Annotated in this window: 21 protein-coding genes; 9 read left to right on the forward strand and 12 right to left on the reverse strand. The window is 65.7% G+C overall.

All coding sequences use genetic code 11. The features are described from left to right. Positions 1 to 42 precede the first annotated feature (42 nt). Complete coding sequence (locus tag MAB_RS00675) at positions 43 to 237, forward strand: hypothetical protein (RefSeq protein WP_021268929.1); 195 nt, start codon at positions 43 to 45, stop codon at positions 235 to 237. On the opposite strand, the gene MAB_RS00680 is transcribed toward MAB_RS00675, so the two are convergent. The 7 genes from MAB_RS00680 to MAB_RS00710 all read right to left on the reverse strand — a co-directional run bounded on the left by MAB_RS00680 (position 227) and on the right by MAB_RS00710 (position 5,902). Next, on the reverse strand, positions 227 to 1,513 hold the full coding sequence (locus MAB_RS00680; RefSeq protein ID WP_074232739.1) for a D-arabinono-1,4-lactone oxidase: 1,287 nt from the start codon (positions 1,511 to 1,513) through the stop codon (positions 227 to 229). The genes MAB_RS00675 and MAB_RS00680 overlap by 11 nt on opposite strands. Continuing rightward, positions 1,510 to 2,697, reverse strand: a complete 1,188-nt coding sequence (locus MAB_RS00685; RefSeq protein ID WP_005112859.1) for an amino acid deaminase/aldolase — start codon at positions 2,695 to 2,697, stop codon at positions 1,510 to 1,512. The genes MAB_RS00680 and MAB_RS00685 overlap by 4 nt, the downstream gene beginning before the upstream one ends. Further along, a complete protein-coding gene (gene rraA, locus MAB_RS00690; protein ID WP_005084140.1) occupies positions 2,697 to 3,185 on the reverse strand; it encodes a ribonuclease E activity regulator RraA in 489 nt (162 codons plus the stop codon). Before rraA ends, MAB_RS00685 begins: the two co-directional genes overlap by 1 nt. 67 nt (positions 3,186 to 3,252) lie before the next feature. After that, positions 3,253 to 3,858, reverse strand: coding sequence for a hypothetical protein (locus MAB_RS00695; RefSeq protein ID WP_005112860.1), 606 nt, complete (start codon positions 3,856 to 3,858; stop codon positions 3,253 to 3,255). Positions 3,859 to 4,007: 149 nt separating this feature from the next. Beyond that, the gene (locus tag MAB_RS00700) at positions 4,008 to 4,574 is read right to left on the reverse strand and encodes a copper resistance CopC family protein (RefSeq protein WP_005084138.1); all 567 of its coding nucleotides are present in this window, start codon (positions 4,572 to 4,574) and stop codon (positions 4,008 to 4,010) included. Next, positions 4,574 to 5,242 (reverse strand): YcnI family copper-binding membrane protein, encoded by a 669-nt coding sequence (locus MAB_RS00705; RefSeq protein WP_005084137.1) that lies wholly within the window; start codon positions 5,240 to 5,242, stop codon positions 4,574 to 4,576. Before MAB_RS00705 ends, MAB_RS00700 begins: the two co-directional genes overlap by 1 nt. Positions 5,243 to 5,245: 3 nt before the next feature. Continuing rightward, on the reverse strand, positions 5,246 to 5,902 hold the full coding sequence (locus MAB_RS00710) for a DUF6474 family protein (protein WP_005065147.1): 657 nt from the start codon (positions 5,900 to 5,902) through the stop codon (positions 5,246 to 5,248). A gap of 316 nt (positions 5,903 to 6,218) precedes the next feature. Between MAB_RS00710 and MAB_RS00715 the strand changes: the two genes are divergently transcribed. The 3 genes from MAB_RS00715 to MAB_RS00725 all read left to right on the forward strand — a co-directional run bounded on the left by MAB_RS00715 (position 6,219) and on the right by MAB_RS00725 (position 9,349). Next, positions 6,219 to 7,679: a hypothetical protein gene (locus MAB_RS00715; RefSeq protein WP_005112861.1), complete on the forward strand. Its 1,461-nt coding sequence runs from the start codon at positions 6,219 to 6,221 to the stop codon at positions 7,677 to 7,679. Positions 7,680 to 7,745: 66 nt separating this feature from the next. Next, positions 7,746 to 8,237: an ImmA/IrrE family metallo-endopeptidase gene (locus MAB_RS00720; protein ID WP_005062809.1), complete on the forward strand. Its 492-nt coding sequence runs from the start codon at positions 7,746 to 7,748 to the stop codon at positions 8,235 to 8,237. Then, complete coding sequence (locus tag MAB_RS00725) at positions 8,234 to 9,349, forward strand: hypothetical protein (RefSeq protein ID WP_005112862.1); 1,116 nt, start codon at positions 8,234 to 8,236, stop codon at positions 9,347 to 9,349. Before MAB_RS00720 ends, MAB_RS00725 begins: the two co-directional genes overlap by 4 nt. Before the next feature lie 104 nt (positions 9,350 to 9,453). Here the strand turns inward: MAB_RS00725 and MAB_RS00730 are convergent, their stop codons facing one another. From MAB_RS00730 to MAB_RS00745, 4 genes are all read right to left on the reverse strand, one after another. Further along, positions 9,454 to 9,852, reverse strand: coding sequence for a secretion protein EspR (locus MAB_RS00730; protein WP_005062824.1), 399 nt, complete (start codon positions 9,850 to 9,852; stop codon positions 9,454 to 9,456). A gap of 1,177 nt (positions 9,853 to 11,029) precedes the next feature. Then, on the reverse strand, positions 11,030 to 11,563 hold the full coding sequence (locus tag MAB_RS00735) for a hypothetical protein (RefSeq protein WP_005062827.1): 534 nt from the start codon (positions 11,561 to 11,563) through the stop codon (positions 11,030 to 11,032). A gap of 166 nt (positions 11,564 to 11,729) precedes the next feature. After that, entirely contained in the window at positions 11,730 to 12,353 is a 624-nt protein-coding gene (locus MAB_RS00740; RefSeq protein WP_005062831.1) for a superoxide dismutase, read from the reverse strand. Positions 12,354 to 12,558: 205 nt separating this feature from the next. Further along, positions 12,559 to 12,714 (reverse strand): hypothetical protein, encoded by a 156-nt coding sequence (locus tag MAB_RS00745; protein WP_005084135.1) that lies wholly within the window; start codon positions 12,712 to 12,714, stop codon positions 12,559 to 12,561. Between the two features lie 188 nt (positions 12,715 to 12,902). Between MAB_RS00745 and msrA the strand changes: the two genes are divergently transcribed. The 5 genes from msrA to MAB_RS00770 all read left to right on the forward strand — a co-directional run bounded on the left by msrA (position 12,903) and on the right by MAB_RS00770 (position 17,418). Continuing rightward, positions 12,903 to 13,637: a peptide-methionine (S)-S-oxide reductase MsrA gene (gene msrA / locus MAB_RS00750; protein ID WP_005112865.1), complete on the forward strand. Its 735-nt coding sequence runs from the start codon at positions 12,903 to 12,905 to the stop codon at positions 13,635 to 13,637. Between the two features lie 244 nt (positions 13,638 to 13,881). Next, positions 13,882 to 14,208 carry a rhodanese-like domain-containing protein gene (locus MAB_RS00755; protein WP_005084133.1) on the forward strand — a complete coding sequence of 109 codons (327 nt, stop codon included), beginning with the start codon at positions 13,882 to 13,884 and terminating at the stop codon, positions 14,206 to 14,208. A gap of 81 nt (positions 14,209 to 14,289) precedes the next feature. Next, positions 14,290 to 15,453, forward strand: a complete 1,164-nt coding sequence (locus MAB_RS00760) for a DUF4328 domain-containing protein (protein WP_012296269.1) — start codon at positions 14,290 to 14,292, stop codon at positions 15,451 to 15,453. Continuing rightward, entirely contained in the window at positions 15,428 to 16,291 is an 864-nt protein-coding gene (locus tag MAB_RS00765) for a glycerophosphodiester phosphodiesterase (RefSeq protein ID WP_005084130.1), read from the forward strand. The genes MAB_RS00760 and MAB_RS00765 overlap by 26 nt, the downstream gene beginning before the upstream one ends. Before the next feature lie 26 nt (positions 16,292 to 16,317). Beyond that, on the forward strand, positions 16,318 to 17,418 hold the full coding sequence (locus tag MAB_RS00770) for a GGDEF domain-containing protein (RefSeq protein WP_005113741.1): 1,101 nt from the start codon (positions 16,318 to 16,320) through the stop codon (positions 17,416 to 17,418). On the opposite strand, the gene MAB_RS00775 is transcribed toward MAB_RS00770, so the two are convergent. Then, positions 17,415 to 18,332 carry an SAM-dependent methyltransferase gene (locus MAB_RS00775; protein WP_005084128.1) on the reverse strand — a complete coding sequence of 306 codons (918 nt, stop codon included), beginning with the start codon at positions 18,330 to 18,332 and terminating at the stop codon, positions 17,415 to 17,417. The genes MAB_RS00770 and MAB_RS00775 overlap by 4 nt on opposite strands. Between the last annotated feature and the right edge of the window lie 5 nt (positions 18,333 to 18,337).

The following is an 18,337-nucleotide window of genomic DNA, read 5'->3' on the forward strand; positions in this document are numbered from 1 at the left end:
CATCCCGGCGGGGCGCCTATTCTGGGTATCAACCGTATCCAGATGGCGAAGGAGCTCTGCGTGGGAAGACACCACCGCCCCTCTGTCGTTGCGGTACCGGCGACCGATTCTCGGCCGCTGCAGACCGACTGGCCCGTCGACTTCGCCCAGGGCGGAGAAAATGCCGGTGCGAGGCGCCCGCCGATCGAGCCGGACCGTGCCGCAGTACCGGTGCCACCGCCCTGGTTCAGGGGCTGACCGGCCCGAGCAGCCGGTTCAGATATCCGCCGCTGAACGTACCCCCAGGGTCAAGCCGTGCACGGATGTCCTGGAACGTGCCCCATTCGGGGTAGCGCTCACTTAACTGTTGGGCCGTCAACGTGTGCCGCTTGCCCCAATGCGGCCGACCGCCCAAGCCGATCAGGATGGGCTCGAGGCCGCCGAAGTAGGACTCCCATGAACCGTGCACCGTTTGGTGCACAGCGAGATACACACTTTCGCGGCCATAAGCCGGTGCGAGCAGCGCGTCGTCGGCCTGGGTAAAACGGACCTCCAGGGGGAAAGCCACCTGATGGCGATCTCGTTCGATGGTGGCCAGTGCGGTCTCGATCGCCTCACGGGCGTTGGTCAGCGGGAGCGAATACTCCATCTCGGTGAACTTCACCTTGCGTGGGCTCGCGAACACCGCCGCGCTTTCATCCTGCGACTCATTGGAACTAGCCAGCGCTGCAACAAGTTTGGATATCCGAGGGGCGGCAGCGGGTAGGCGGCCGGCCGTCCACATCAACGCGCCGAGTGCCCCGTTTTCCACCAGGTCGCGTTCCACCCAGTGTTTGACCGGATTGCGTGGCCATGGCGCCTCGTCGGTCCGGGTGGATTGCAGCAGCAGTACCCGACGCGTGTGTGGAAACAGATACAGCTCAAGATGATCGGTGTCCGCCAGCAACGTGGGGAGGTCGGCCAGTACGGTATCAAGGTCGTGAACGGACTGGCTGCGGTGCAGCCGGAAGGCCGGGACGCATTGCAAGGTGAACTCGGTGACCACGCCGAGTGCACCCAGTGATATCCGCGCGGCGCGCAGCGCATCGCCGTCGTCGAGCTCATGAATAGTGCCGTCGGCGGTCATGATGCGCATCGAGAGGATGGTCTGGGAGATGTTGCCGAACTTCAGGCCGGTCCCATGGGTGCCGGTCGCGGCCGCCCCGGCCAGTGTCTGGACGTCGATGTCGCCGAGGTTGGGCAGCGCCAGCCCGTGCCGCAACAACGTGCGGTTCAGTTCGTGGAGGCTGATTCCGGCTTGCACCCGCACCCGGTCCTGAGCGTCTATCGATATCAGTCGCCGCATTTCGGAGACATCAATCTGCACATCCTCGGTGACGCACAGTTGGGTAAAGGAATGCGAGGAGCCGATCGGTCGCACGGTGCGCCCGGCCGAACGTCTCAGCGCGAACGCCAGTTCATCTTCAGACCGGGGACGCACCAGCATAGCTGGGGCACAAGATGTTTGACCGCTCCAGTTGCGCCATTCGCTCACAGAAACATCATTCCCTCGCCGCGATACGTCGACACCGATCCGGCGTGCTGTCCCCCTTCGACGAGCTGTAACTCGGTGAAATGCTCGCAGAGTTCACCGGCCTTGGCGTGCCGGAACCACACCGCATCGCCGATCCGCAGCGCGCGTGCTCCCCGTAACGGCGTTTGTACCTCCCCGGCCCCTTCCGAAGCCTCGAAGGACAAACCGGGCGGCCACGACGGCACCGGCACCCGGCTGGCACCGGCCGGGCCACTGGCGATGTATCCGCCGCCGAGCACGGTCGCGAGCCCTGGTGCAGGTTTACGTACCACCGGCAGCGCGAAGGCGGCGGCCGGCTCCAGGTGCAGGCTGCGGTAATGATCGAACAGGGCGGGTGCGAAGAAGCCGGACCCGGCGGCCAGTTCGGTGGCGAAGCCGAGCCCTGCGATGCGGGCAAGGCTGCCGGTGCCACCGGAGTTCACCAACTCCAGCGGCGGTGCCCCCGCCGCGCGCAGTCGTGCGGTCACCGCATCCAGAACCCGGGGGAGGCGCTCACCAAGCTCGCGCAGGGATGAGGCCTGCATCCCCCGAACCGCCAACTGGTACCACGGATTTCCCGGCACAATATCGCCGACCCCGGCTATCTGCCCGTCGTAAGCCATCACAGCTGCAAGCCGTAGCCCCGGCGTCGCACACACCAGATCGGTCAGTGCTGCCGCCTGCTCAGGAGTGCGTACCGGCGATCGCTTGGGTCCCAGATGTACTGGACCACCCAGCGGTCGCCAACCGGCATCGATGTCCAGACACACCGGGATGGGTGCGTTCGTCTCACGCGATATCTCGGCCAACAGGCGCACGTGGTCGGCCGAGTCGATCAGAGGCCGGATGACAGAGCGATGCCGGGCTGCCGTCGCCAGAGCCCCGCGATCGACGCTGGGGTAGGCGATCAACACGTCGTCGACGCCGGCATCGCCCAAATGCACGGCCTCCGCCGGAGTAAACGCAAGAACTCCGTGAAAACCCGGTATTTCCAGAAATTTTCGAATCAGTGCGGTGCTGCGTATGGACTTGCTGGCTACCCTAATGGGCAGCCCGGATGCGGCGTCGACCAGCGTCGCGGCGTTGCTCCGCGCCGCGTCTATGTCGACCGCGGCCAGCGGCGCCGGTGCTCCCCGCAGTGCCTCCGCCAGCCGCCGCACGGACATCAGGCAGGAACCACGACAACGCCGTCATGGTCGGCATAGCAGATCGCGCCCGGCGTGAAGTCGATACCGCCGAAGCTGACGACGACATCACGCTCCCCCGCCCCGGTCTTGTGGCCCTTACGGGGGTTGGTGCCGAGAGCCTTGATGCCGATGTCCATGGTCGCCAGTTCGGCACTGTCCCGGACGACGCCGTTGATGACAAGGCCGGACCAGCCACTGGCGACGGCGAGGCCAGCGATCACGTCGCCCACTAGGGCACAGTGCAGCGAGCCACCACCGTCGATGACTAGTACGCCGCCCGAACTCGGTTCGGACAGAACGGATTTCAATAGTGCATTGTCATGGTGGCAGCGCACCGTGGTGATGACTCCGGCGAACACCGGCCGCGCGCCGTACTGATTGAGCTGAAGATCGCAGCTGGCCATATCGATGCCGAGCTCGTCTCCCAGGTCGGCGGTCGGTCGGGGGGTGATCGGTGCGGTCGTCATACCCCGAGTTTATTGCCCGGTGGGGCAGCTCTCAGAGGCCACCGGTCCGGTAGTCCGGCGGGACCGATCACTCCGATTCGACGGAGTCCTCCCGGCGGCGCCGGCGGCGCAGTAGCAGCAGGGCAAGGATCGCGGCAACGGCACCGACGGCGATCTTCAGGTTCGGGGATTGCCGCCCCTGTTCGGGGGCGGGGCCCGGGATCGGTGGCGGAGCCGAGTCGACGGTGGATTTGGCCTGCGCGGCGGTCTCCCGGGCGGCGGCCGCGAGATCCGGCTGTGCGGGCTCTGGCTTGGCGGCTTCCGGCTTTGATGCCGGTGCGACAGGCTTGGGCGCCGCCGGAGCCTCGGACACCGGCTGGGCCGCAGGCTTGGGCGCCGGTGCCGGTTCCGCTGCGGGGGCAGGCGCCGGGGCGGCGGGCTTGGGTGCCTCGGCGGGCTTCGCCGCGGCGGGCGGTTTCGGAGCCGCGTCAGCGCTGGGCGCGGGCGCGGCCTTGGGGCCCGACTTGGGCGGTGCCGATGAGCCGGCGGGCCGCTTGGCGGGTGCGCGTTTGGCGGCCGGACGCTTGGCGGCCTTCGCCGGCCGGGCCGGCGCCGAGGGCTTGGGCGATTCGCCGCCCGCAGCCTTCTCCGGTGTTTGGTTGGGCTCGTTGGCCGAATTGTCCTGGTCCGCCATGCGCCTGCTCCTTCGCAAGTTTCGGTCGTCCTGGGTGTTCGTGGCGCACTCTCGGCCACGATGGGCGGCTTACACCCGAGTCTCTGCCGCCCCGCCGTTGTCCATCATGCCGTCACGGCGGAAAAAGGCCAGTGGAGGCCCCCAACGGCTTACGACTGACGGCGCTGAGTCCAGATCAGCGCGGCTCCCACCGAGACCACCACGGCGACCACAAACGGCCACATGGGTAGGTCGCCATCGGTGGGGTTGGCCGACGGCACCGGTGCAGAGGAGGTTGTCCCCGATGGCTGCTGCGATATCGCAGGTGCGCCCGCAGCGGCCGACGAACCCGAACCGGTGATGGTGAATGCCCACGACCCGTCCACCGGATGCCCGTCTTCGGAGATCACCCGATAGTTGACCGTGTACTTACCGGCGGGGGCTCCGGCCTTCACCCCGACAGAAATCACCGCGCCCGAAACCACCGGATCACCGGCCTGCCATTGGTCGGTCTTGTCATCCGGGCCGATGACCGTCATCGCGGAGAAACGCTTCTGCAGCGGTTCGTTGAAGGTGGCACTGACCTGCACGGGAGGCCCGGACAGCACCGCATTCTCGGCCGGGTCGGAGGAAACCTTGACCGCGTGCGCCGAGGCCACGGCGGGCAACGCCAGGCCAAGCGTCAACGCGATGAATGCCGACACGAACACCGATACCGATTTCCGCAGTACAGCCATCACTGTTGCCTCCGCTTGTTCGTCACAGCGAGCACGAGGGCGACAGCACCGAGAATCAGCCCGATGCCGCCGAACCAGCGCGCCGTCTTGTCCGGGTGCGCTTCGTGTGCCCCGGATTCATGGGTAACCGATACCTGAGGTGCGTGTGCCGAGTGGCCGTCGTGGTCGGCCTTGCCCTGGGTCAGGTCCAGGGCGGGCGCCGGATGCTCCGGCTCGGCTCCGCCGGGCTGCGCCTGTTGATCCCACGTGACCACCTGACCGTCGGCGTATGTCTGGGTCGCGGGGAAGGTCACCGAATCGGTATCAGGGAGCTTGACGCGCACGCGGAACAAAGCGAACTGATCAGGTCCGATCCCGTTGCCGGCCACGGCTTTCCAGGTGACCGACTTGACTGTGCCCTTGGCGGTGTCGCGATCTACCGCGCTGGTCCAGCCCGGTAGCAGTTCGGTGCTGGCCGAGCCGACATCCGGCAACCGAACGGTCAGCTCGGTGGTCAGTGACTTGGTCTGGGACTCGTTGGGAACCGAGAACTCCAGCGTCGCGTAGCCGCCGCGTGCGGTGTTGTCGGTGGTGACCCGCACATGCGCGGAGGCCGGAATCGCGAGCGCCACAAGGGCCGCTGCTGCCGTGGTCGACACCGCGACCAGCCGGGGGAGTACGCGCCGCATGGGTTACCTCACTCCGAGTCGTGCGAGCAGATCCGCGTCAATGCCGTCCAGCTCGCGGGCGATGGCGGCATGTGCCGCGCGCCGCCGGGTCGGCGGCATGTGTTCGGATGCCCCCACCGCGGTACCCAATTCCTCGAGCCGGGCACGAACGGTGGCAGTGAACTTCTTGGTCTCGGCATCCTTGGGCGCACGGTCCAGCACGGCCTGTAGCGACTGTTCGGCGCCGGCGATACGGGCCGACAGTTCTGCGCCGAATCCCGAGTACTGGCCCAGCTCGGCCAGCGGTATGCCGAGTCGATCGGCGCGGCGCTGGTCCAAGACCCCACGGACCGCGATGGCCGCCTTGTACAGCAGCGGCAACAGCACAGGAGCTAGCAGCCGCACAACCGTGAGCGTGCGCTTGATCCGGGTGGGCGAGAGCAGCTTGCCTTCCCGCACCGCCCTGAGCTGATCCTGGGCGATTTGCCGCTGGGCCTTCAGCGTCGCCAGCTCCGTCTTGCGCGCGTCGCGCCGGGCAGCGGACTCCGACCGCGCTTGTACGCGCATCCTGCGCCGGTCATTGCGCGCCGCCAACCGGGCTTCGAGCTTGGCTTTCGCCTTCAGCGCCCGCGCCTCGGCACGTTTCGTCGAGCGGCTCTTGCGGCTGGTGAGAAAACCCATCCCAGCGGCCTCCGTTCATCGCGTTGCGAGTGTGGCGCTAACCCTAGCGCGCCGACCCGCACCGGCCCCGTGCGGATGGGGGCTCCTATTTAGGTGGTCGTGGCATGCACTGCAAAGGTTCCCGTCGGCCCGCAGCGAAGTCTCGGCCGCCACCATTTCCGCGGTACGTGGGAAACATGAGGTGAAAGGGCCCACAATATGTGACGGACATTTGACCTCCGAGCAAATTCCCGGCATGCTGTTCGCCGTGGGGCGACATCGAGCAAATCCGAGCAGGAGAAGCCAGCAGCTGAAGCGTGCCTCTGCGCGCGCCGCTGTGGTGACCGTGCTCAGCTCGGGGACCCTCATGGGGGGATTCGGGGTTTTCGCCATCACCACGCCGGCCGCGGACGCAAAACCCGGCGGAGGATCGGGCAACGACCATGACCACGATCACGGCCTGGGTGGCGCTCTGCACAAACTCACCGGAGGCCTGTTGGGTGGCGGTGGCGGCGGTAACGGCGGCCCGGGCAGCGGTGGCGCCCGTAACGCACCCTCGGCCCCGAGCTTCGGCAAGAGCCTGCACGGCGGCTCCGGGTCGGAAGGTGCCGCGGGGGGCAACGGCGACTCCGCCAAGAGCGATAAAGACAAAGACAAGGGCCCCGGGGCGAGTGTCCCGAAGCCCGGATCAGCCGGCTCCACCGGCAAGACAGCCGATAGCGCGGCAGGTAGCGCGGGTTCGGGCACCGGCACGCCGGGCGCCAATTCCAGCGCTCCGGGCGGCTCGAATGGCTCGTCCGGTGGAGGAATCGGCGGCGTGGGGACGACCGTGGGGACAACTCTGCCGCACTCGGGCGGTGCCGCTGGGGTGCACACCCCGACCGCCGAGGGTGCGGCTGCCACAGAAAGCTCCGCTGGCACCGGAACTCACACCGAAGAGCATCCTTCGTTGAAGGGTGCGCTCGGCTCGGTGGCCGGTGCGCTGGCACCCAAGACGGAGACCGCCACCACACCCAAAACGGAGACGGCGACCTCACCGCACACGTCGACGGCGCCGGGCGCGACGGCCGAGACACCCACCGCAGGCACCACGCACCCGGAGCACGAGTCGTCGGCCGAGGAGCCCAAGGTTCCCGGTGTCACCGTGAATATGGGCGGACGCACCATCATCATCTGGAAGAAGAAGCCGAGCACTTCGACGCACACACCGGGTGCGGGCACCGGAACGAATCCGGGGCACGAATCCGAAGGCGACCGCGACCACGTGATCAACCTGCCGGGCTTCCCCGCGCTGGGCGGTGCCACCAACCCGGACGCCCCGTTCGGTGGAGCCGCGGGAACGCGGACCCCGGGCGGGAACCCAAGCATCCACACCGGGCCGGTCGCGCCGCCGACGGTGCCCACTCCGAAGGCGCCTGCTGTTGCGATCGCGACACCGCCCGCGCCGCCGGTCCTCGCGCCGCTGGCGCCGGTCGTGCCGCCGACGCCACCGGTCGTCACCGTCAAGCAGGCCGAGGGCGGACGGGGCGGTGATGTCGTGGTCACCGCGGGCGGCACCAAGCAGCCAGAGGCCGTCACCAAGCCGATCCAGCAGTTCGTCGCCGCCGAGACCATCGCGCCGCGCACCGGCTACACCGATTACCTCCGTCTGACCAAGACATCCGAGATCGCCGCGGTGGCAATTCCGGGTGCCGCAGGTATCGCGATGATGACCTTCGTGGGAGCCGCGCTCGGATACCGGCAAGCCAAGGCCGGGCATACCGTGCGCGCCTCTGCCGCCGCCCGCTTCCTGGAATAGGGGAGAATTGACACAGCACCCCATGAGGGGTCTGTCCGGGAAGGCACACCGCGAGGGGAGAGGCACATGGGCGCAGGCCGTCGTGTGACCGATGCCGTCAACGCTGTGCTCGACCTTGCTCCTCGTAAGGGCGAGGTGACGCTGACCGCCCTCGTCGAGGCCGTAGGCCGTGACCGCGACCGGTCCATCGAGATCATCTCGGCCGATCTGCCCCCCGGGGTGTGCGGTCAATGGCGCCAGTACGAGAACGAAGACATCTTCATCATTCAGCGCGGCCTACCCACCTGGGATCGCACACTTGCCCACGAACTCGGCCACGTGGTGCTGCGCCACGAAGGTATCTCGGTAGTCGAAATGGCAAGAGATGAAGCGGAATTCGCCAGTGATGACCTGATCGCCTACATGCTGTCGCAGCGCACCGGATGTATGGGGGCCACCGGCATGGAGGCTGAACAGGAGGCCGAGGACTTCGCGGCGCTGTTGTTGTATCGGCTTGGCCGGCTGCCCTCCGACCGCGCGTCCATCGTTCAGGTGAGGCTCGGGGAGGCCTTTGGGTGATCGCCTGGGTTATTGCCGGGCTGCTGGGTATGGCGACGGGTCTGCGCATCGGGTGGGTGCTCGTCCACAAGCAATCCCCGGTCAGCACCGGAATGATTGTCGCCCTGGGAAGCCTGGCACTGGTATCGGCGCTGAACTGGGAACCGCTGACGATCTTGGTGGACAGCTCGCTGGGTTGGCCCAACATCTCGGTAGCGCTGAGCCAGGCCGCCTTGACGGCTTGCGCGGCCGGCAGTTGCGTGATGATCACGAGCATGTCCGCCAGCCGTACCGCGGTGGCCAACAAGCGATGGGCGCGCTGGCAGTACCTGGCCGCCACCGTGATTGGCGGCGCGAGCCTCGCGGTGTTCTTCTCCCGTGGCCGGCAGCCGGAGATGACCCCTCGTGAATTTCTGAAGCGCGATCTGGGTGGATTTGCATCCGGCACGGCCTGGTTGGTCCCCATGCTGTACATCGCGGTGGCCCTGTCGGTGGTGCTGTGGGCGGGGATGGCCTATTCGAATCGGACCCGGCGCGGTCGTGCCCTTTTCCTTTTCACTGTCGGGATCAGTCTCCTTGTACTGGCAGTGCTGGTGGTGGCGGGCGTCGCGGTGGCCCAGTCCGAATATGTCACCATCGGTACCGCGGCCACATTGATCGGCTGTGCGATGGCGATGGTGGCAGTGGGCGCGCTGCTACCAACATTTGAAACCTGGCTGGTCGCGCGACGCGAGATGTTTGTGCTGGCCCCGTTGTACAAGGACCTGAAGAAGCGCCAGCCGGACGCCGCGATTGGTGTGCGGCCCCGTGGGCCTTTGGCCTTCCAGGTGGCGGACCGCATGGCCTATATCTCGGACGCGCTCTTCCTGGAGGCGATGCATGCCCAGGGCCTCGACCCCGAATCAGAGGGTGAGGGCGATATCGAGCTGGGTGTGGAGCCCGTCAAACTCGATGTGCTTCCCGCGGCGCAGGCTCATGCCGTAGTGAAATGGGTTCTCACCGAAGGTGATCCGAAGGAAAACTTCCCAGGCCCGGAATGGCTACACCAGCCTGACGGATACTCCGATCGCGAATGGATTCTCGCGATCGCTACCGAGTACCGCAGGCTGGTGCGTGCCGAACATCGTTCTTGAGTTGTAAAGTCCCGTCCCGCTGTGCGTCCCCCGCCGGCTCGACGAGCGGTGAACGCCAAACTGGCCGGTCCTTCCCCGAGTGGACCGGCCAGACAAGCGGTGGACTAGCTGTCGAGACCCTCTTTGCGACGGTATTCGTCGACGGTTTGGGTAATACGATCCTGCGCCTCGACGGACAGACCGACGGTGCGGGCCGCGATCCGGCGAACGCCCTCGTCGCGCATGTTCGCGAGCCAGGTCAGCTCCTGATCGAGCTTCTCGTAGTACTCGTCATCGGTGAAGTACGCCGGCTTGATGCGGAAAAAGTTCGCGAGAGCCTTCATGGTCGCCGACGACGGGTTGGTGCGGTTACCCGACCGCAGCTGCGACAGGTACGGGGCGGACATCGTGATGCCCTCGGACCGCAGGGCCGCGATCACCTCGGCAGAGGTGTGGGGGCCACGCCCGGGCGGATACACGGTGTCGAACAACCGATTCAAACGTGCGGTGAACGTGGTGCTCATCGAGCCTTACCTCCACAAACAGATAAAGTTGCTAATTCGGGGGACGTATTTGCTGCCCATCGTAACCTTAGTTTTGCCTGTAGCCAAGCGCAACCACCAAGTTTGACTACGGTGGACACGATGTTCGGTTATCCAAACGTGCTAGCTCAGGAACATCTGTGCAGCGTCCAATATTCAGGACGATCTGGGAATCTTCGTTCTCAGGCAAATGATTGATAAATCCCCAGTGCGACGGCGCCCAGGCTCCGGCGGGAGCCGTGCGGAGTGATCGCATTCGTTTCCTAAGTCTGCCGGGCTCGGTACCCGGCGCTATAACCTGCTGAGTTGCTACTCGCACCAAAACCGCACTTTCTGCGCGCACGCCTCGCTGACCTGGCACGATGTCACGCCCGTGACGATAACGGCAGCTTGCGATTCTGGTGTGAATCGCCGCGCATAGGTAACGTTTTAATAATGGAACGGTGACCGCAAGTGGGGCCTCCAGCAGGGCATCCCCTCTGACCAGCGGTAAATCGACACCCATCGACTGTGAGGAAGATCACAGCAACTGTCCAAGGCTGAAAGGCGTGCCACTGCCATCTAAGACAACCCCGGCGCGCCGATCAAGATCATTCCGATCGGGAAGATCGTGGCGCGGCCCGGCTCGTTCCTGTGTGTGTGTGACCCGTGTGTCGGATGTATCCGGGCCACTCCCGGGAAGGGGGCCGTGTCAGCGCACGGGATGTCTGGGGTGGGGCGTGGACACCGGGAGATCCGCCGACAGTCGCTGGCGGGCGGAGCGGTGGTCCGCTCGGTCCCCTCGCGTAGGCGCTGAGAAACAGCCAGGGATGGTCGCCAGAAGGGCGCGTCGGACAGCACCGGCAGTCGCTGGTTTCCTGGCCCCGTTTGCGTCGTTCCCATGCGGGCTCCGCAGGGCTCCCGATGGGGCGGTGGCCGCAGGCAGCGGGGCGGGTACTCGTCGACGGCGGCCGCACCGCGAACAGTGCTCGGATACGTCGCGTGCGAGGTGAGGAGAACGACGCCGGGGCCGGTGGCGTCGTGCTGCCGCCAGGAACCTACCGACGTACCCGGGAGCTAGTGATGTGGTAGTTGCTGGCGGACCCTGTCCTGGTGCTGCCCACGGACCAAGGCGCCGTGTGTGTACCGCGCCGCATGGTGGCCCGGGATCTCAAAACCGCTATGCGGCAAGCAGCATTGCCAATACTGCCGTGTCCGGGTCGCTGATGGGATCGATACCGACCCGGCTCACCACCGAAGTGACCGTGCCGTCCGACTCTGCCTCCACCCAGGCGGCCCGATGGTCCAAGCCCAGATGCGGTATTCCGGGTAGGAGGAGGCAACCGGACGCCGCGCCTAGGCATTCCGGCAGTGTCGGATTGGTTTCCGACGGAGGGTGGAGCATGAGCAGCGCCGGCGGCTGATGCTCTGCGAAACGCCCAGGGGCGACTGCCGATTCACCAAGGACCGTGCCTTCGGCGATGACCAAGCCCACCATGCCGGGTGCCGGGTCGTCCGGTAGGTCTTCACGGGCGCCAAAAATCGTTGTGGTGGAGAGTAATCCGGGCAGGGTGGCGATGCGTACCGTCACGATCAGCAGCTGCATCCATTCCTTCGTGGAATCAGGCCACCGGCCGCACACCACAAACCCTCTGAGTGATCCGCCCGCATGGAAGGGCGCGATCTCGATCGGCTGATCGGAACTGGTCGCCATATCTGCCACGCTCACAATCACTCTGACATCACTACCAGTATTGCGCGACGCTGCTTACTTCAGAATTACCATGCGCGGAATCACCCCGCAATCGCTAGCGGACACGCCGAAAAATGCGTGGGCCCCGGATTCGCAAGCGAACCCGGGGCCCAAGCGGTGCGTGAGATCAGCCGAAGATCAGGCCCGACGTCTTGGTGGTGGCCGCGGTGTAGCGGTCCTGCACGTCGGCCCAGTTGACCACGTTCCAGAATGCCTTCACGTAGTCGGCCTTGACGTTCTTGTACTGAAGGTAGAAGGCGTGCTCCCACATGTCGACCTGGAGCAGCGGGATGATGCCCAGAGGGACATTGGCCTGCTGGTCGTACAGCTGGAAGGTCAGCAGCTTCTGTCCGAGGCTGTCGTAACCGAGCACGGCCCAGCCCGAGCCCTGCAGACCGTTGGCCGCGGCGGTGAACTGTGCCTGGAACTTGTCGAACGAACCGAACTGATCGTCGATGGCGGCGGCCAGATCGCCGGTCGGCTTGTCACCGCCGTTGGGGGACAGGTTCTTCCACCAGATCGAGTGGTTCACGTGGCCGCCGAGGTGGAACGCCAGGTTCTTCTCGTTGAGGAAGATCGCGGCGTGGTCGCCCTTTTCGCGGGCCTCCTCCAACTTGGCAACAGCGTCGTTAACACCCTTGACGTAGGTCGCGTGGTGCTTACTGTGGTGCAGCTCGTTGATCTGTCCCGAGATGTGGGGCTCCAGCGCTCCGTAGTCATAGTCCAAATCGGGCAGTGTGTACTCAGCCACGAGATTCCTTTCCGCTTGCGTCGTAATCGCTCGTATCTGCGTTATCGGCAGATCTATCCAACAGAAGACACGGCTAAACCTCTTCGAACCGGAGTGCCGGCCTACCGATTCAACCCTGCTCTATTGCGCAACGCGCCGCAAGGACGCAGGCATCCCCGATTTGGTTACCGAATGTGTGCGAAATGGCCGGAGTGCCGGCCGGCAGTTAGACCAGGATGAGAAACGCGAGACCGGCCGCGAGGATGAGGGCGATGATCAGGGCGCGAAAGGCCGCGACACGATACGAGGTGTTGTAGCAGCGAGGAGTCAACTGCCAGCCGGAAGTGGACATGGGTTCGTGTCCTGCCGACTGTGCTGTCATCGCCGCCCTCCTGCCACTCTCTGCAAGTACCTCCACGGTGAGATGAGTCACAGCACCTCGCGTGTGACGGTCATCATAGCTCCAAATCGCGGTGCGCGAAAATTCACCCAGCGTGTACCTGGAAACCCCAGCTCGACCAGCAAATTGGGCACCGCGGGCGGCGTACCATCGAGTCCATGGCTTCTTGGGTGGATAACGTTCGCGATCAGATCTTGGGGCGAATCGAAGATGGGCTCAAACCGGGAAAGTCGGCAATCGTCGCCGAGGATGCGGCATTGCCTGGGCGCGCGACACCGATTCGGGTGTCCGGCACGCACTTCGTCAACGGCCACACGACAGTGCCGCCGTTCCCGGACGGATGTGAGCTCGCGGTGTTCGGGGAGGGGTGCTTCTGGGGCGCCGAACGCGGCTTCTGGAAGCTTCCCGGCGTCTACTCCACCGCAGTGGGCTACGCCGGGGGATACACGCCCAACCCCACGTATGAAGAGGTGTGCTCGGGGCGGACCGGCCACGCGGAGGTGGTGCTGGTGGTGTTCGACCCTCGAGAGGTGACCTACGGGCAGCTGCTGGTGCAGTTCTGGGAGAGCCACGACCCGACTCAGGGGATGCGCCAAGGGAACGACCGCGGAACCCAGTACCGGTCCGTGATCTATACGACCAGTGAGGGGCAGGCAGTCCAGGCCGCCGAGAGCGCCGCACGGTACGAGGCTGCCCTGGCCGATGCCGGATATGGGGCGATCACCACCGAGATCGCGCCATTGAACGGGCCCGTCGGACACGCGTCGCGGACGTTTTTCTACGCCGAGGAGTATCACCAGCAGTACCTGGCCAAGAACCCGAATGGGTACTGCGGGCTCGGCGGGACCTCGGTTTCCTGCCCCATTGGGTTGGACGTGCCGCCCGGCGGCCCGGCCGAGGCGTGAGCTATCCCACGGGTGTGGCAGTGAATTCGCTAACTCTGCACACGCAGTGCTACGGTTCCCCGTCGCGAGCGCCGCTGGGCCGCATCGTGGAGTCCTGGCCAGCGCAAATGCAAATGAGCACCCTGTGGTTTGTGGATCAACCTGTGGATAGTGTGGATAAGCCGACATTGCTGTGGCGTGCGTCACACCACGAAAAGTTGCGGGCGCCGCGCGTGTCATGCCGATCGAGTGACAGGAATGAACGATGAGCTTCCCTACTGGTGACGACGTGCCACAGGTCGGCATCGACGAGATTTCGGCCGCGCTGAGTCTTGGTGTCAAGTTGCTTGACGTTCGTGAGGACGACGAGTGGGCGGCCGGGCACATCGAGGGCGCGCAACATATACCGCTCGGCGATGTGCCCTCCCGAATGGACGAGCTCGACCCGGATGCGCCGCTATGGGTGATCTGCCACGCCGGAGGACGTTCTCAGCGTGCCGCCGCATACCTGAACCGCAATGGTTTCGACGTCAGCAACGTCTCGGGAGGCATGCTGGCATGGGTTCAGGCAGGTAAGCCGACTATCAGCTGATTTCCTGGCGATCGGGCTCGTACGCGGGCTTCAGCGCACTACTCGCTGCCGGTTACTCCCGTAGGCCGTTACGCTGGACGAATGATCCAGGTGTGCTCCCGCTGCGGGACCCAGTGGAACGTGCGTGAGCAGCGTCGATACTGGTGCCCACGATGCCGGGGCACTCTGCTTGAGCCGGGCATGACCGCCCCGCCGCGGCCCGCCGCGTCCATGTCACGCCCGCCCGTCGGGGCACCCGCGCCCGCCGGCAAGTATTGGGTTCCGCCGACTCAGCAGGGCCCCGTGGCAACGCCTGCGGGACGTCCACAGGCGCGTCCCACCCGGCTGCCCGCGGGATATCGATGGATTGCCGTGCGTCCCGGATCGCCCCCGGCGCCGGCCCGCCGACGTCGTCCGCTCGGGCCGACGCCGCGCTACGCGTATATCCCTCGCTGGGGTCTGGTCGACCACATCGAGCCGACCGGATCGTCACGCCAAGGGATAGCCGGGGGTGCTGTCCCCAGCCGGATACTCGACAGGCTCCTGCTGGCCACAATCATCACCCTGGCAATCACTTCATGTACGCATTTTCTTCGATATGCGTTGATGGTCTACAACCGCGGTGCACTGATCCCGCGGTTCGTCGCCAGTGCGTCAAACGGGCTAGTCCTGATCAGCGTGGCGCTTGCCTTCGCGGTTATGGCGGCCACCGCGTGGTTCCTGACGGACTGGATGATCGCGCGCCGTGCAGAAACCTATCGTGACCTGGGGTTCGACGATCCGCGCAGCCCATGGGAGATTCGGGTGCTGTGCCTGCTACCGATCGCGAACATCGTGGGTATACCGCTACTTCTCCTGGAGCTCGCCAAGATCGAGAACCGTTGGTATCGGCAGTACCGGAACATTATGTGGTGGACGGTTCTGTGGGCGGCGACGTGGCTGCTGGCCCTGGTGACGTGGGTGGTCCGCGATTCGGTGACAGTGCAGGGCATCGCGGACAACGCGCTCTTCACGGCCATCGATTACGCGGTCGCGGCGGTCGCGGCCTGGAGGCTTCGTCGCGTGTACGAGGGCTTCACAGCACCGGAAGGACATCACCGCGCGGTGCGCTGGCTGGCGGTGGAATCCCCGCAGGGGCCGGTGCCGCTGGATGCCGACCGTCCGGACGTGCCGCCGACACGCGACGCCAATTCCGGCGCTGCGGTTGAACCAGTGGGCACGGAACCGGCAGCATTGGATCGTGACCGAGTCGTCGGAGCCTGGTGAGGATGAGGCCCATGCACGGGGAGCCGACGGTATAGACGGCAGGGGCGAACGCCATCCGTTCGTCGTCGCGCATCGGGGCGCGTCGGCGGACCGGCCCGAGCACACTCTTGCGGCGTATGAGCTTGCCCTCGAAGAGGGGGCCGACGGAGTCGAGTGCGATGTGCGCCTCACCCGGGACGGACAGCTGGTGTGTGTGCATGACCGCAGAGTCGACCGCACCTCGGACGGGACCGGGTTGGTCAGTGAGATGACACTGAGCCAGCTGCGCGCATTGGATTTCGGCAGCTGGCATCCGGGGGGTGCCGAGGCAGAGACGGGCACGGGGCTGCTGACTCTCGAGGAACTGGTTTCCCTGGTACTCGACTGGAACCGCCCGGTGAAGTTGTTCATCGAAACCAAGCACCCGGTCCGGTACGGGTCGTTGGTCGAGAACAAGGTGCTCGCGCTGCTCCACCGGTTCGGCATTGCGGCACCGGCATCGGCCGATATGTCACGGGCGGTGGTCATGTCGTTCTCGGCCGCCGCGGTATGGCGCATCCGGCGTGCGGCTCCGATGCTGCCCACCGTGCTCCTCGGCGAGACCTCCAGGTATCTCGGCGGCAGCGCGGCTACCACTGTGGGGGCGACGGCGGTAGGACCGTCGATAGCCACCCTGCGTGAGCATCCGGAGCTGGTGGACAGGGCGGCGGCCCAGGGCCGCGCGACATACTGCTGGACGGTGGATCACTACGAAGATGTCGAATTCTGCCGGAGCATCGGTGTCGCCTGGATCGCCACCAACCACCCGGGCCGCACCAAGTCCTGGTTGCAGCGAGGGCTTACCGGTACCACGTTGTAACCAAATTTCTCGCGCATTCGCTGTCGGTGCGGCACCGCGCGCTCATAATCACCACTGTGGGCGCCGGCGAGATGACGTTCGGTCAGGAGTACCGATTCGCGACGCGCGCGCTCACGGTCACTCGCAACCTGGTGCCGCTCAAAATCGCGATCGGACTGCTGTGCCTGTCGATTGTGGTGTTGGGGACACTCATCCAGTTCCACCCGCTGGGACCGCATGGGTTGTGGCCGAGGCTTATTCACGGTGTGCTGGTGGCGTCCGCACTTGTGGTCGGGATGTGCTGGGTTGTGCTGCCCTGGCCCAGGCGGCGTGTGGCGATCGCATTCGTCTGGTGGGCCGACATCTCGATGGTCGTCGGAGCCTGCACGCTGTCGGCACCCGCATCGCGACTGGGCGCCCTCGCGCATATGGGCCTGATCGGAGTTTTCGCCGCGTTTCTGCTGGGATGGCGAGTGTTGGCGGTGCACTGCGTCTTCGCGACGGTCGCGATCTTCGGCCTCATGGGCTGGAACGTCCGACTCGGCGAGGCGACGTGGTTCGATCAGTACGTCTACAGTGCGCCCGCACTGTCCTCGGTTGTCCTGCTACCCATCATTATTCAGGTCGTCGTCGAGGGCGGTAGACGCTCCCTGAAGGCTATATCGCTTGCTGCGCATCAAGATCCGCTGACCGGGCTATTGAACCGTCGTGGCGTACAGGTGGCGCTGAGCTCCCTGCTGTCCGGGCAGCGGGCAACCCGAATTGTCGCGGTGGTGCTCGTCGACGTGGACGAGCTGAAAGAGCTCAACGACAGGCTGGGGCACGACGCCGGAGACGAATCCATCCGCGCCGTCGCGGCAATGCTGGCCACCACGACCCGGGCCAGTGATCTCACCGCGCGTATGGGCGGCGATGAGTTCATGGTGGTGGGCTTCTTCGACCATGCCGATGAGGCGACAGGCCTCATCGAACGCATCGGGGCCAGGCGATTCGGCATCGGTCCACACCGGGCCAGCGTCAGCATGGGATCTGCCATGCGATCCACCAGCGTGGCCGGCTTCGACTTCGAGTCGCTGCGCCGGGCGGCGGATGAGGAGCTGCGGGGAGCAAAGATCGAGCGCCGCAACGGCTTTCACGCGGTTCCCTAGTGCAGGTAGCTCACGGGCAAGGTGGCCGTCAAGAACCTGCGGGCATCGAATTCGTCCACGTAGGGAGCTAACGCAGCGTCGGGTTCCAAACCGTACCGGTCCGCCAGCTCCCGGCCGGTGGTGGTCTTTGCCAGCCACCCGTGCCCGGATAGCCACTCGCTGGATCTTGTTCGCTCCTCGTATCCGCGTGTCAGCTCCGAAGCGTTGAAGGCTTCCGCGGCGAGGGCGTCGCGAACGTCTGCCCACGACTGGCCGGACGGCGAGATACCGTCGGTGTCGGTCGCGATGGTGCTGCCCAGCGCGGACATCTCGATGATCCGCTCGAACAGCGCGTCATGGCTCGGTCCGGGCAGGTGGGAAATGAGCGCCTCGGCGAGCCACGCGGTGGGCAGATCGGGATCGAACCCCGCCGCCGTCAGGTCGGACTGCCACGGCCCGCTCAGGAAGGTGGCGACCTGCCGCCGTGCGGTGCGCGGTATCGCCCCTACCGACGCGAGCACACCGTCCTTGAACTCCAGTAATTCCGGATAATCGATCTCGAAGACGGTGACCCCGGCGGGCCAATCCAGCCGGTAGGCGCGGGTGTCCAATCCTCCGGCCAGAAGCACCACCTGGGTGGCTCCGGACTGCGCAGCGGCCAGCAGAGCGTCGTCATAGTGACGGGTCATGACGGCCCGGCAGCGCGCGAGGAAAAGCGTGCGCCCGGTCGCGGAACCGCTGGACGGATGTGCCCGGGCCGTCTCCAGCAGCGCCAGTGCATAGGGGTCGTCGGAGCCGAGGACGAGGCGTTCGGCGAAGGAGTCGACGAACAGTGGTTCGGGCCGGCCCGACTCGATAGCACGGGAAGCAGTCAGCGTCAGTTGAATTTGCCTACCGCGGAACAACGTTTGCACCGCCTTTCGCCATGCCGTCACTGAGT

Source organism: Mycobacteroides abscessus ATCC 19977 (assembly GCF_000069185.1).
Taxonomy (GTDB): Bacteria; Actinomycetota; Actinomycetes; order Mycobacteriales; family Mycobacteriaceae; genus Mycobacterium; species Mycobacterium abscessus.

What these genes read in the sequence shown, in the direction of transcription:
- MAB_RS00675 (WP_021268929.1), top strand. Translation starts at nt 43, where the DNA reads ATGGCGAAGGAGCTCTGCGTGGGAAGACACCACCGCCCCTCTGTCGTT.
- MAB_RS00685 (WP_005112859.1), bottom strand. Translation starts at nt 2,697, where the DNA reads ATGTCCGTGCGGCGGCTGGCGGAGGCACTGCGGGGAGCACCGGCGCCG.
- rraA (WP_005084140.1), bottom strand. Translation starts at nt 3,185, where the DNA reads ATGACGACCGCACCGATCACCCCCCGACCGACCGCCGACCTGGGAGAC.
- MAB_RS00695 (WP_005112860.1), bottom strand. Translation starts at nt 3,858, where the DNA reads ATGGCGGACCAGGACAATTCGGCCAACGAGCCCAACCAAACACCGGAG.
- MAB_RS00700 (WP_005084138.1), bottom strand. Translation starts at nt 4,574, where the DNA reads ATGGCTGTACTGCGGAAATCGGTATCGGTGTTCGTGTCGGCATTCATC.
- MAB_RS00705 (WP_005084137.1), bottom strand. Translation starts at nt 5,242, where the DNA reads ATGCGGCGCGTACTCCCCCGGCTGGTCGCGGTGTCGACCACGGCAGCA.
- MAB_RS00710 (WP_005065147.1), bottom strand. Translation starts at nt 5,902, where the DNA reads ATGGGTTTTCTCACCAGCCGCAAGAGCCGCTCGACGAAACGTGCCGAG.
- MAB_RS00720 (WP_005062809.1), top strand. Translation starts at nt 7,746, where the DNA reads ATGGGCGCAGGCCGTCGTGTGACCGATGCCGTCAACGCTGTGCTCGAC.
- MAB_RS00730 (WP_005062824.1), bottom strand. Translation starts at nt 9,852, where the DNA reads ATGAGCACCACGTTCACCGCACGTTTGAATCGGTTGTTCGACACCGTG.
- MAB_RS00735 (WP_005062827.1), bottom strand. Translation starts at nt 11,563, where the DNA reads ATGGCGACCAGTTCCGATCAGCCGATCGAGATCGCGCCCTTCCATGCG.
- MAB_RS00745 (WP_005084135.1), bottom strand. Translation starts at nt 12,714, where the DNA reads ATGACAGCACAGTCGGCAGGACACGAACCCATGTCCACTTCCGGCTGG.
- MAB_RS00755 (WP_005084133.1), top strand. Translation starts at nt 13,882, where the DNA reads ATGAGCTTCCCTACTGGTGACGACGTGCCACAGGTCGGCATCGACGAG.
- MAB_RS00760 (WP_012296269.1), top strand. Translation starts at nt 14,290, where the DNA reads ATGATCCAGGTGTGCTCCCGCTGCGGGACCCAGTGGAACGTGCGTGAG.